The organism is Phytobacter sp. V69 (assembly GCF_965644215.1).
Lineage (GTDB): Bacteria > Pseudomonadota > Gammaproteobacteria > Enterobacterales > Enterobacteriaceae > Phytobacter.
Genome location: NZ_CBFFRL010000154.1, coordinates 1 through 12,004 on the forward strand (window position 1 = coordinate 1; position 12,004 = coordinate 12,004).

Genomic DNA, 12,004 nt, shown 5'->3' on the forward strand with positions numbered 1-12,004 from the left:
GTAGTGCTTAAACAACCTATCCCTACGATTGACTTGGGTTCACTGGCTCCTGCAACTCGAAGTATTCTGGGTATAAAGGAGATTGAAGAGAGCATTGGCGCCGAGTTATTTCGTCGCGATACCCACAAAGTGATGCTAACCAGCGCGGGCGAGCTGTTGCTGTCCGAATCGCGCAAAGTGATTCAGCAATATGATGATTCCATGTTACGTATTCGTACATTCACCGGGCAAAGCCGACAGCGGTTATCTATTACGTTTTTGGGTGAGGCTATTCGTAATTTACTGGTCGAGCTGGTGGGCAATTTTCAGCGCCAGCATAAAGAGGTGGTGGTGGACTGCCGGGACAGCGAGCTGGATGACGCACTGCTGATGCTGGAAAACGGCCAGTGCGATCTGGGGTTTATTATTCGCCCCCATTTTCTGGCGCTACGCGAAAATTTTTGTTCGATCCCTTTTCAAACCGATCCCCTGTGCGTTGCGCTGCATCGGCACCATCCGCTGGCCGGGCGCGGACGTGTATCACTGCGGGAAGTGGTGGAGTATCCGGTTATCCGCATCGACCCGCGCGAGTTTGCGTTATCCGGGGATTACAGCACGCAGTTTATTACCCGCCACGGTCTCGATTTTATGCTGTTTAAGGAGTACCCCAATCTGGGCTCCTGCTGTTTTAACCTCGAACTCAATCACAATGCCGTATTGCTGATGCCAAGGCACCGCGCGTATCTGTTGGGGAAAAACAGCACGCTGCTGGAGCTGGACGAGCAGGATTGTCACTTCATTCTTGAACTGGTCTGGTCGAAGAAAAACAGCCATTTTCCGGCGGCCCTGTTTGTTCGTGAGTTTCAGGCGTTTCTGGGCGGTGGGGCGGTTCACGCACAGGCGATGGCCAGCCCGGATCGTGCGGTTTGTACCATGGCGTAGCGAGATTACCTGTTTGTTGAGCAGAGCGCTAACACCTGTCCGACCTGCGAGCCGAGCATCTCACAGGCCGGACAGACATTGCGCCATCAGATATCAGGCGATGTGCCAGAGGCTACATCACTTGATTTCATCTTCTGCCTGGCCGCCGCCGATGCGTGGGCGCACGACTTTTCCGCGTTTTTCGGCGGCCATTACCAGCTCGGCCTCTTCATGAGCCCAGTTCCAGTAGTTGACGTCGTGCGGTGAGTGCTCTGTTGCGGTCACGAACATTTCGGTCGCGAAGGCGTTACGCAGTTCGTTGGCGATATCTTCTTTCCACGGTTTGCGCAGCTGCTGGGTGGTCATGCGGCGGGTGACGCGCGTGCCAGTGCGCATGATCAGTTCAGCGATTTGCTGCGCGCGGTCGTAGCAGGATTCAATATCCGGGCAAATTTCGTTAACCATACCCAGTTCCAGCGCTTTACGGGCGGTGATGATTTCCCCTGTCAGTTCGGCGTAGGCATAACGTTTGCGGCCCATCAGTTCGCGCCAGGCAATCTGGATACCGTCACCCGGTACCATGTTGACGCGATAATGCATTTCGGTGGTCCATGCATCTTCGGTACAAAGGGTGATATCGCTGAACAGCACTAAGTCGGTGTGGAAAGCCGCACCGTTCCAGACGCCGATGGTCGGGACTTCAACATCAAAGACCTGGCCTTCAATGTCATTGGTACCGTCGTAATACTGGTACTCATACATTTTCCAGGCTTCTTCCGGGGCTGAGTTAAATTCCGTCGCCGGATGCCATTTGCCGTTTTCATCCATACGGCCGATCCCTTTCATAAAGTCTTTCCCCGTACCGCCGAGGATGATGACTTCGTTATCCGGATCGCGTCCCGCCCAGTCAAAGAAGTAATGCAGGCCCTGGTGCGCCGCTGCTCCCCATTGCAGGCTATCGCCATTGGTGTGCAGTCGCGCCTCAAGGATGCCGTTTTTACGTTTCATCGTAAAACAGTGTTTGAGACGTTCTGAATATTCTTCAAACGGCATATGAGGAATAGTGCCGATTTCTTTATGGGGCATCTCTTTTCTTTTATCGTGATCGGATTCGAAATTAGCCTTAATTACCATTACGGACTCCTTTATTTAAATAGTGGCGAAGGCGTTTCCCTCGTCGTTTGAATAACAGAAATAGTTCGCCTGATGTTATAGAGTTAATAACGTCCAGCAGAGTGTGTTAATACAGTAGAGTTAATGACTGTGAATGGAGCATAACACTGAGGTTTTTAGCGATTGAAATTCTTTTTATTGAGGCGTTTATCCACTTTTTGCATAACCGTTTTGTTATTGATTTTTAATGGTTTTATTGTTTTTGTGTGATCTGTGCGGTGTTATGTATTCGTGATATAACCGCGTGCGTAAAAAGAATTTCTGTCGTTAATTTTTCAATGCTAGTTTTCAATGAATTTCTGTATGTAAATCTTGCGCGTAATAAAAATTCAGGCGCGATGATTTATATGCATTGTATTCATTAAGCAGGAGGTGGAACGATGAACGCTGGAGAGAATGTCATTATTTCCGTCGCGCTGACGGGGGCGGTAACGCCAAAAGATATCAATGAACATATACCGCTAACGCCACAAGAAATTGCTGATGATGCGTATCGCTGCTGGCAGGCGGGAGCTGCAGTCGTGCATTTGCATATGCGTGATGATGAAGGTCTGGGAACGATGGACCGTGCGCGTTTTGCCGAGACCATTCGCGTGCTGCGCGAACACAAAGATTGCGACGTCATCATTAACTGCACGACATCCGGCGACAACCGTGCCACCGACAGACAACGTCAGGAGCATGTCTCCACGCTGGATGGCATCGAAATGGCCTCCTGGGATGCGGGCTCGTTTAACTGGATGCCGGGCGGCGTGTTTATTAACTCCCCCCAGTTTCTGGGCCAACTGGGCGAGATTCTCACCTCGCGTGGGATTAAGCCGGAAATCGAGATTTTCGACACGGGAATGCTGGGCGTTGCCCGCTACTTCGTCGAACAAGGGCAACTGCGCTCGCCACTGCATTACCAGTTTTGTTTGGGCGTTCCCGGTGGGATGCCGGCCACCGTCGAAAGCCTGCTGTACCTGAGCTCGCACATTCCGGCGGACGCCAGCTGGTCTGCGTTTGGTATCGGTAAAAACCACCTGCCTATTTTGTTCGCCTCGCTGGCACTGGGCGGGCATCTTCGCGTGGGGCTGGAAGATAACGTCTGGTTCCGTAAGGGGGAAAAAGCTACCAACCTGAGCCTTGTGACGCGTGCGGCGCAGGCGGTTACGGTGTTTGGCAAACGCGTGGCGACGCCAGCTATTGCCCGGCAAATCCTGGGGATTCCGGCGCTTAACGCAGTGTAAGGCGGCGTTCACCCGACAAGCCGGATGCGCAGGAATCAGGCCAGCGATTGTCGCGTCAGCCCGCGTTGCAGGGTGTGATGGATGTGAAAATGAGGTCGGTCTGATACCGACGCGACGGCAACTAATCCGGGCAGGGCGAGGGCATCCCGATGGCTGAACAAGAAAATGAAATGGCGCTGGGCAGAGGAGCGGTTCGCACAGGGAAAGCGGGATTTGGCCCGCATGGCTGGACCATTATTGGGTTTCAGGCGTGCATGTTTTGGCTGGCGGCGGGGGCGGTGGCGCACGGTTTGAACATCATATTGCCTGCGCTATCCCAGCGTTATCAGCTCAACTACAGCGACATGCTCACACTGGCGACGCCCGCCTCCTGGGCATCGATTCTTTCGGGGCCGGTTTGCGCCTGGCTGTGTGAGAGAAAAGGGCCGAAATTCAACATTATCCTTTGCCTTATTGCCTGTGGTCTCTGCTTCGGCCTGCTTGGTTATAGCCAGTCGCTGGCCGCTTTCGCGCTGCTCTTCGCGGGCGTCTGTTTCTTCGGAACCGGCTTCGCCTATGTGGGGGGAACGTCGCTGATGGCCAGCTGGTTTGTGCGCAATGTCGGGATGGCGCTGGGATGGTGTTCCGTGGGTCAGACATTTTCCAGCGCCTTCTTTGTGCCCGTACTGGCGGGGCTGTTTGCCTGGCTGGGCATTGAGCACGGATTTTGGGGGATCTCGGTGTTGATGTTCCTGATGGCGCTGCTGGTAGCGGTGTTTATCACCAACAGGCCTGAGGACATTGGCCTGGCACCGGATAATCAGCCGCTGTCTGCCGGGCATGTGTCGGCTCACCAGGCCCCGACAAAACCCGTCGGGCGCGTGGGGCTCCGTCGGTTATTGCTGATGCGCGATGTCTGGTTTATGGGGATCGCCACCGGCGGGATCTACATCATGCTGATTGGTGTTGTTAGCCAGATTGTCCCCCGGCTGATGGAGATGGGGTATGCGCAAACGACGGCCATTTTTTATATGTCGCTGTCGGCGCTGTTCGGCACTCTGGGCGCGTTTGGCTGGGGATGGCTGAATCAGCGCATCGGGGTGAAGTCTGCGCTGCTGGTTTACACGTTGTGGTGGATTGTGGCGATTGTCATTAATTTGCAGGCCCATCAGCCGGTGGCGCTGTGGGTTTCGCTGCTGATGATTGGCCTGAGCTTACCGGGCGCAACCAACCTGAGCACCGCCCTGATTGCCACGAAATTTCCCCGTCATCTTTATGTCCGCGCCATTGGCATTGTGCATCCCATTCAATCCGTTGTGCGCTGTTTTGCATTTTCAATCCTGGCGTTTGGCCTGTCCCATCTGGGCGGCTACTCCGGCGCCTATACCTTGCTGATTGGCACCGGCGTTGTCTCCTGCGTGCTGATCTGGCTCATTAATGTCAAACCGATGTGCGAGTAGATCGCAACACTCGATTTCGGTATCAGAGGTTACTTATGTCATCCATCGTTATTGTGAGTGCGGTGCGTACGGCTATTGGCAAATTTGGCGGCAGCCTGAGTTCAATGGCGGCACCGAAACTGGGTGCGCTGGTTATGGAAGCGTCACTTATGCGTGCAGGCGTAGAGGCACAAGAGGTCGATGAAGTGGTTTTCGGCCATGTATTACAGGCCGGGCTTGGGCAGAATCCGGCCCGCCAGGCGATGCTGTTGGCCGGGTTGCCCAACGCGACGCCAGCAACCAGCATGAATATTGTCTGTGGATCGGGGTTGAAGAGCGTGATCACTGCCGCGCAGATCATCAGGGCCGGGGATGCGCAGACCGTGCTGGCGGGTGGCATGGAGAACATGTCATCGGCACCTTATCTGCTGGATAAAGCGCGCTGGGGATTGCGTATGGGCGATCAGCGGATCGTTGACAGCATGGTCAATGATGGGCTGTTTTGCGCCGTAAACCACTACCACATGGGGATGACGGCGGAAAATGTCGCCCGGCGTTATGGCGTCAGCCGCCAGGATCAGGATGAAATCGCGCTCCTGTCCCAGCGCCGAGCGGCGCAGGCTCAGGCACAAGGGGCCTTTCGTCACGAAATCGAGCCGATCATTTTGCCCGGTAAAAAGGGCGAAACCCGCTTTGATGCGGATGAGCATCCCCGCAGCGATGTGACGCTGGACAGCCTGGCGAAGCTCAAACCGGCGTTTGATCCGCTGGGATCGGTCACGGCGGGCAATGCATCCGGGATCAACGATGGTTCGGCGGCGCTGCTGGTGATGAGCGAATCGCGAGCCCGCGAGCTGGGCGTTCGGCCGCTGGCGCGTATTCGCGGCTATGCCGCCTGCGGCGTGGATCCGGCGCTGATGGGGATGGGGCCGGTGCCCGCAACCCAACGGGCGCTGCGCGAGGCCGGGCTGACGGTAAACGATCTCGATCTGATTGAAGCGAACGAAGCCTTTGCCGCGCAGTTCCTGGCGGTGTCACGTGAGCTGGGGCTGGATTACGAAAAAACCAACGTCCACGGCGGTGCCATCGCGCTGGGGCATCCGGTTGGTGCATCGGGCGCGCGTATTCTGGTGACGCTGCTGCATGGGCTGGCCGCGCGGGATAAAACCCTGGGGCTGGCGACGTTGTGTGTCGGCGGAGGACAGGGTGTGGCGCTGGTGGTTGAACGGATGTAAGCGCAGAGCAATAAAAAAAGCCCTCCGTTAAGGAGGGCAAGGCCAGTTACAGAAACACTAACTCAAACATCCCCGGGCAACGCGTCGCGCTACCCACTTGTTTCTTTGTCGGTACTTCCCTGGTGTATACGCGTTAATTATCGTGCGGTTATACACGTCATCAACATTTCAAAAATGTGGTGTCAATTTATCAAAACATCGTTTCATCTTATGTGACGGCCAGCGCAGTTTAAAAGAAAACGTAGCGCGTAGCATCCTATAAAACGCGACAACGTTGCGACATCAAAGAGGATCTTAGATTTCGCGCAGTAAAAATGCCTGTGGGCTGTCAAAACTTCAAGATGTTATTAACTATTTGTTTGATATGATGAATTTTTGTATTTCTGCCCAATGAGCTCCCCCATCCCATGGTGTAAATGCCAGACGTTCGTGATCGGAACTACAGTTTAAGAAATATATTACGAAAAAAAATGAAACGATGTTTTATATAAGATTGAAAACGTGTTTTAGCCGGGCTAAGATGTGCCAATACTGCAAAACGGAACGTTTTTTATCCGCTCCGTTACGTGCGATTCGAATGGAACATTGACTGCGGAGGTAAATGTGGACGTCAGACAAAGCATCCACAGTGCGCATGCGAAAACGCTGGATACCCAGGGATTGCGCAATGAATTTTTGGTTGAACAAGTATTCGTCGATGATGAATACATAATGGTGTACAGCCACATTGACCGTATCATCGTCGGTGGCATTAAGCCGGTTGCCAAAACCGTCTCTGTTGGCGGCGAAGTGGGCAAACAGCTGGGCGTAAGCTACTTCCTTGAGCGCCGTGAGCTGGGCGTTATCAACATTGGCGGCCCGGGCACCATCACCGTTGACGGCCAGTGCTATGAAATCGGCCACCGCGATGCGCTGTATGTGGGCAAAGGGGCGAAAGAAGTGGTTTTCGCCAGCATCGATACCGCAACGCCTGCGAAGTTCTACTACAACTGCGCACCGGCACACAGCACTTACCCGACCAAAAAAGTGACGCCTGCGGATGTGTCTCCGGTCACGCTCGGTGACAACCTCACCAGCAACCGTCGCACCATCAACAAATACTTCGTGCTGGACGTGCTGGAAACCTGCCAACTGAGCATGGGGCTGACTGAACTTGCACCGGGTAACCTGTGGAACACCATGCCGTGCCATACCCACGAGCGCCGCATGGAAGTCTACTTCTACTTCAATATGGATGAGGACGCGTGCGTGTTCCACATGATGGGACAGCCGCAGGAAACCCGCCATATTGTGATGCATAATGAACAAGCTGTGATTTCGCCGAGCTGGTCAATCCACTCAGGCGTGGGCACGCGCGCTTACACCTTCATTTGGGGGATGGTAGGCGAGAACCAGGTCTTTGATGACATGGACCACGTCGCGGTTAAAGATCTGCGCTAAGCGCCAAAGGCATAACAAAAACATGCCTGCGGCTGCAGGCGCTGAAAGATTAAGGAACAAACATGATTCTGGATGCATTCTCTCTTCAAGGTAAAGTGGCTGTTGTTTCCGGGTGTGATACCGGTCTGGGCCAGGGCATGGCACTGGGTCTGGCGGAAGCGGGCTGCGATATCGTGGGCATCAACATTGTTGAACCGACCGAAACCATCGAGCGCGTCACCGCGCTGGGGCGTCGCTTCCTGAGCCTGACCGCGGACCTGCGTAAAATCGACGGTATCCCGGCGCTGCTGGATCGTGCGGTGGCAGAGTTCGGCAAAATCGACATTCTGGTCAACAACGCAGGCCTGATCCGTCGTGAAGATGCGATCAATTTCAGCGAGCAGGACTGGGATGACGTGATGAACCTGAACATCAAAAGCGTCTTCTTTATGTCTCAGGCGGCGGCGAAACATTTCATCGCGCAGGGCAATGGCGGCAAGATCATTAACATCGCTTCCATGCTCTCCTTCCAGGGCGGTATCCGCGTTCCGTCTTACACCGCGTCCAAAAGCGGCGTAATGGGTGTGACCCGTCTGCTGGCGAACGAATGGGCGAAGCACAACATCAACGTCAACGCGATCGCTCCGGGCTACATGGCGACCAACAACACCCAGCAACTGCGCGCTGACGAAGAGCGTAGCGCGGCTATCCTCGAGCGTATCCCGGCGGGCCGTTGGGGTCTGCCGAGCGACCTGATGGGGCCGATTGTGTTCCTGTCTTCCAGCGCATCTGACTACATTAACGGTTATACCGTTGCCGTCGACGGCGGCTGGCTGGCGCGTTAATTTGCCTGATTTGCCATAAACCTGCCTCCGGGCAGGTTTTTTTATGCCAGCAGGGTGGTTGAAACTCGCCTCTGAGTTTGCTTGACTGAGCGCTTACTCAGAGGGAGAGGCATGATGAAAACGATTGGACTGTTGGGTGGCATGAGCTGGGAATCCACTATTCCGTATTACCGCCTGATTAATGAAGGGGTGAAAGAGAAGCTGGGTGGCCTGCACTCCGCCAGCCTGTTGCTCCACAGCGTGGATTTCCACGAGATTGAAGAGTGCCAGCGCAGCGGCGAATGGGAAAAGGCCGGGGATATTCTGGCTGATGCGGCTATCGGGCTGCAAAACGCCGGTGCGCAGGGCATCGTGCTCTGTACGAACACCATGCATAAAATCGCCGGGCAGATTGAAGCGCGCTGCGATGTGCCGTTCTTACATATTGCTGATGCCACCGGGCGGGCAATTGTGGCGCAGAAACAGTCCAAAGTGGCGCTGCTGGGCACGCGCTACACCATGGAGCAGGATTTTTACCGTGGCCGTCTGACCGAAGAGTTTGGCATTGAAACGCTGATCCCGGGGGTGTCAGACCGTGCGCGGGTCAATCAGATTATTTTTGACGAGCTTTGCCTCGGCACTTTCAGCGACTTTTCGCGCGCCTATTACGTCAGGCTGATTGCACAACTGGCGGAGCAGGGTGCGGAAGGGGTAATTTTCGGCTGCACCGAAATTGGCCTGCTGGTTTCCCAGGCGCAGTCGCCGATCCCGGTGTTTGATACGGCGGCTCTGCATGCTGCCGATGCCGTGACCTTTATGCTCTCCTAAGCGGCGTTGAGTACCGCGTTCAGCGGGCCAGTAATCAGTGGCATCGCCTCCTGCAAATGGCGGCTGAATGCATCGACCAGCGCAGAAGAGGGGCGATGCAGCGGGCGAATCAGGCTCACTGTAAAAGGTACGTCGATACTGAAACGGCGCACTACCACCCCGCTGGCGGCGTAATCGAGCGCGGTCAGTGGGTTGACCACCGAAATCCCCACTCCGGCGCGGACCATCGCGCAGACCGACGCCGCGCTATGCGTTTCCAGTACCATCCGGCGTTTCACCTCATGTTCACCAAACAAAGCATCGAGCAACTGCCGGTAGCTATCGGTTCGCGACAGGCTGATGTAGTTCTCGCCATGAAAATCCGCCGGTGTGAGCTGCGTTTTGTGCGCCAGCCGGTGATTTTGCGGCAGAACACAGACTTCGTTAAAGGTCAGCAGCGGCGTGCGTTCCGTTCCCGCAGGTGTGCTGACGGTTTCCGTCAGGCCCAGATCGTGGCGCTGGGCGGACAGCCACTCTTCCAGCAGCGGAGATTCCTGCGGCACGATATTGAGGCTCACTTCCGGGTAGCGAGCCAGGAAAGGCTGCAACAGCAGCGGCAAAAATGACTGGGAAAAGACCGGCAGGCAGGCGACTGACAGCTCGCCCTGGCGGAATTCGCGCAGGCTTTCGGCGGCGCTGACAATCCTGTCCAGCCCGTACCAGGAGCGCTGCACTTCTTCAAACAAACGTAACCCCTGCACCGTGGGGTGCAGACGCCCGCGCGTGCGTTCAAACAACGTTAACCCCAGCACCTTTTCAAAGCGCGCCAGCTCCCGGCTGACGGTGGGCTGCGAGGTATGCAGCAGCTGAGCGGCTTCCGTCAGGTTGCCGGTGGTCATCACGGCATGAAAAATTTCAATGTGGCGCAGGTTTACGGCGGGCATGGCGGCATCCTTGAACGGGAATCCATATCATTTTTGCATAGACTCACAATAAAACGATATTTTTTATTCCTCTTTGCCTGTGGCGTAATCATAAAAAAATCGCTTTCGGAGTCTGCTATGCCACGCCCACTGACACAAACCACAACCGACCTTAATGCCGCAAACCTGCTGCGCCTGCCTGCTGAATTTGGCTGCCCGGTCTGGGTTTATGATGCGCAAATTATTCGCGACCAGATTGCCCGTCTGACGCAGTTTGATGTGATTCGTTTCGCGCAAAAAGCCTGCTCGAACATTCATATTCTGCGCCTGATGCGCGAGCAGGGCGTAAAGGTGGATTCGGTGTCGCTGGGGGAAATTGAGCGTGCGCTGGCGGCGGGTTACGACCCGAAAACCCATCCGGAAGACATCGTCTTCACGGCGGACGTCATTGATGACGCGACGCTGGCCCGCGTAAGCGAGCTGCGCATTCCGGTGAACGCCGGGTCGGTGGATATGCTGGAACAGCTGGGCCAGGTGTCGGCCGGGCATCCGGTCTGGCTGCGCGTCAACCCGGGCTTCGGCCACGGTCACAGCCAGAAAACCAACACCGGCGGCGAAAACAGTAAACACGGCATCTGGTATAGCGATCTGCCAGCCGCGCTGGAAGTGATGCAGCGTTATAAACTGCAGCTGGTGGGCATCCATATGCATATCGGTTCCGGGGTGGACTACGGTCACCTTGAGCAGGTGTGCGGCGCGATGGTGCGCCAGGTGGTGGAGTTTGGTCAGGATTTGCAGGCCATTTCGGCCGGCGGCGGCCTCTCTATTCCTTACCATGAAGGGGAAGAGGGCGTGGACACTGAACACTATTACAACCTGTGGAATACCGCACGTGAGCAGGTGGCTAAACACCTGGGCCACCCGGTGAAACTGGAGATCGAACCGGGACGCTTCCTGGTGGCGGAATCCGGCGTGCTGGTCGCACAGGTACGCAGCGTGAAAGAGATGGGCAGCCGTCACTTTGTACTGATTGACGCCGGCTTTAATGATCTGATGCGCCCGTCCATGTACGGTAGCTATCATCACATCACCGCTCTGGCGGCTGACGGGCGCGATTTAACCGCCGCGCCCCGTATCGATACCGTGGTGGCCGGGCCGCTGTGTGAGTCTGGTGATGTGTTTACCCAGCAGGAAGGCGGTAAAGTGGAAACCCGCGCGTTGCCTGCCGTGACGCCGGGGGATTACCTGGTGTTGCATGATACCGGTGCCTATGGTGCGTCGATGTCGTCGAACTACAATAGCCGCCCGCTGCTGCCGGAAGTGCTGTTTGATAACGGCGTGGCGCGCCTGATTCGTCGTCGTCAGACGATTGAAGAGCTGCTGGCGCTGGAATTGTTCTAAGCAAGCAACAGGGCGGGGTAAACCCGCCCTGAGCGTTAATCCAGTAAGGCACGCCTCTCTATCTCATTAAGAATGCGTGGAACCACCTCTTTTCTTTGGTGGATATTGCCACCGGAGATGATGAGCTGACTGGCATTCTCGTAGCAAGGCGACCAGAGCGTATTGTTCAGTTGTACATCTTTATAGACTGCAATCAGCGGCTTATTCCATGTCGCAGAAATATGCACAATCGCTGTATCCGGTGAAATAACCAGGTCCGCTCTGGCGATAAGCGCCATCATGTGATGCAGGGTTTTAAAGGGGCTAACCGTTACGCCATCAGGCAATGGAAGCCTTATTTCCTTACGGTGATCAAGTAAAACAATATTGATATCCGCGTAACGCAGCTGAAGATGGTTGATGAGGCTCGCAAGCTGTTCCTGAGACATGCACCGGTCAGCATTTCCCGCAAAGATATTGATAATGACCGTTTTACCTGCGGATAATCCAGCAAGGTACTCGCTGACGTCTTCTTTAATGCCATCCGGAATATGCAGATCATACTTTGCCAGATGTTCTTTTTTCAGGTGCAAAAAGTCTGCTATTAAAGGGTAGGTTTGGCTAAGGAAGGTGCGATTTAATCGTCAATTATGAGAACATAACCCTTTCTTTGACATAGACTTTTCACGATGCCCG

11 protein-coding genes are annotated in these 12,004 nt (G+C 55.0%); 8 read left to right on the plus strand and 3 right to left on the minus strand.

All coding sequences use genetic code 11. The features are described 5' to 3' along the window. A partial coding sequence (locus ACSZPU_RS18720; RefSeq protein ID WP_499001835.1) for a LysR family transcriptional regulator occupies positions 1–921 on the plus strand: 921 nt, incomplete at its 5' end. A gap of 117 nt (positions 922–1,038) precedes the next feature. Here the strand turns inward: ACSZPU_RS18720 and ACSZPU_RS18725 are convergent. Then, positions 1,039–2,034 carry an enoyl-CoA hydratase/isomerase family protein gene (locus tag ACSZPU_RS18725; protein WP_499001837.1) on the minus strand — a complete coding sequence of 332 codons (996 nt, stop codon included), beginning with the start codon at positions 2,032–2,034 and terminating at the stop codon, positions 1,039–1,041. A 419-nt stretch (positions 2,035–2,453) separates the two neighbouring features. Between ACSZPU_RS18725 and ACSZPU_RS18730 the strand changes: the two genes are divergently transcribed. From ACSZPU_RS18730 to ACSZPU_RS18755, 6 genes are all read left to right on the plus strand, one after another. Then, a complete protein-coding gene (locus ACSZPU_RS18730) occupies positions 2,454–3,302 on the plus strand; it encodes a beta-keto acid cleavage family enzyme (protein WP_499001840.1) in 849 nt (282 codons plus the stop codon). Between the two features lie 149 nt (positions 3,303–3,451). Continuing rightward, positions 3,452–4,741 carry an MFS transporter gene (locus tag ACSZPU_RS18735; RefSeq protein WP_499001842.1) on the plus strand — a complete coding sequence of 430 codons (1,290 nt, stop codon included), beginning with the start codon at positions 3,452–3,454 and terminating at the stop codon, positions 4,739–4,741. A gap of 35 nt (positions 4,742–4,776) precedes the next feature. After that, positions 4,777–5,955 (plus strand): acetyl-CoA C-acetyltransferase, encoded by a 1,179-nt coding sequence (locus ACSZPU_RS18740; RefSeq protein WP_499001846.1) that lies wholly within the window; start codon positions 4,777–4,779, stop codon positions 5,953–5,955. Between the two features lie 603 nt (positions 5,956–6,558). After that, entirely contained in the window at positions 6,559–7,395 is an 837-nt protein-coding gene (gene kduI, locus ACSZPU_RS18745; RefSeq protein ID WP_499001849.1) for a 5-dehydro-4-deoxy-D-glucuronate isomerase, read from the plus strand. A gap of 62 nt (positions 7,396–7,457) precedes the next feature. Further along, positions 7,458–8,219, plus strand: a complete 762-nt coding sequence (gene kduD / locus ACSZPU_RS18750; RefSeq protein WP_047369017.1) for a 2-dehydro-3-deoxy-D-gluconate 5-dehydrogenase KduD — start codon at positions 7,458–7,460, stop codon at positions 8,217–8,219. Positions 8,220–8,333: 114 nt separating this feature from the next. Beyond that, positions 8,334–9,026: an aspartate/glutamate racemase gene (locus ACSZPU_RS18755; RefSeq protein ID WP_499001859.1), complete on the plus strand. Its 693-nt coding sequence runs from the start codon at positions 8,334–8,336 to the stop codon at positions 9,024–9,026. Here ACSZPU_RS18755 and ACSZPU_RS18760 read toward each other — a convergent pair. Next, complete coding sequence (locus ACSZPU_RS18760; protein WP_499001851.1) at positions 9,023–9,949, minus strand: LysR family transcriptional regulator; 927 nt, start codon at positions 9,947–9,949, stop codon at positions 9,023–9,025. The two genes, ACSZPU_RS18755 and ACSZPU_RS18760, sit on opposite strands and share 4 nt — an antisense overlap. A 117-nt stretch (positions 9,950–10,066) precedes the next feature. Here ACSZPU_RS18760 and lysA point away from each other — a divergent pair, with 117 nt between their 5' ends. Next, entirely contained in the window at positions 10,067–11,329 is a 1,263-nt protein-coding gene (lysA, locus tag ACSZPU_RS18765) for a diaminopimelate decarboxylase (protein WP_499001854.1), read from the plus strand. Positions 11,330–11,364: 35 nt separating this feature from the next. Here lysA and ACSZPU_RS18770 read toward each other — a convergent pair whose 3' ends face one another. Next, positions 11,365–11,901, minus strand: a complete 537-nt coding sequence (locus ACSZPU_RS18770) for a glycosyltransferase family 9 protein (protein WP_499001856.1) — start codon at positions 11,899–11,901, stop codon at positions 11,365–11,367. Positions 11,902–12,004: the final 103 nt, after the last annotated feature.

What these genes read in the sequence shown, in the direction of transcription:
- ACSZPU_RS18740 (WP_499001846.1), top strand. Translation starts at nt 4,777, where the DNA reads ATGTCATCCATCGTTATTGTGAGTGCGGTGCGTACGGCTATTGGCAAA.
- ACSZPU_RS18735 (WP_499001842.1), top strand. Translation starts at nt 3,452, where the DNA reads ATGGCTGAACAAGAAAATGAAATGGCGCTGGGCAGAGGAGCGGTTCGC.
- ACSZPU_RS18725 (WP_499001837.1), bottom strand. Translation starts at nt 2,034, where the DNA reads ATGGTAATTAAGGCTAATTTCGAATCCGATCACGATAAAAGAAAAGAG.
- lysA (WP_499001854.1), top strand. Translation starts at nt 10,067, where the DNA reads ATGCCACGCCCACTGACACAAACCACAACCGACCTTAATGCCGCAAAC.
- ACSZPU_RS18730 (WP_499001840.1), top strand. Translation starts at nt 2,454, where the DNA reads ATGAACGCTGGAGAGAATGTCATTATTTCCGTCGCGCTGACGGGGGCG.
- ACSZPU_RS18755 (WP_499001859.1), top strand. Translation starts at nt 8,334, where the DNA reads ATGAAAACGATTGGACTGTTGGGTGGCATGAGCTGGGAATCCACTATT.
- ACSZPU_RS18760 (WP_499001851.1), bottom strand. Translation starts at nt 9,949, where the DNA reads ATGCCCGCCGTAAACCTGCGCCACATTGAAATTTTTCATGCCGTGATG.
- kduD (WP_047369017.1), top strand. Translation starts at nt 7,458, where the DNA reads ATGATTCTGGATGCATTCTCTCTTCAAGGTAAAGTGGCTGTTGTTTCC.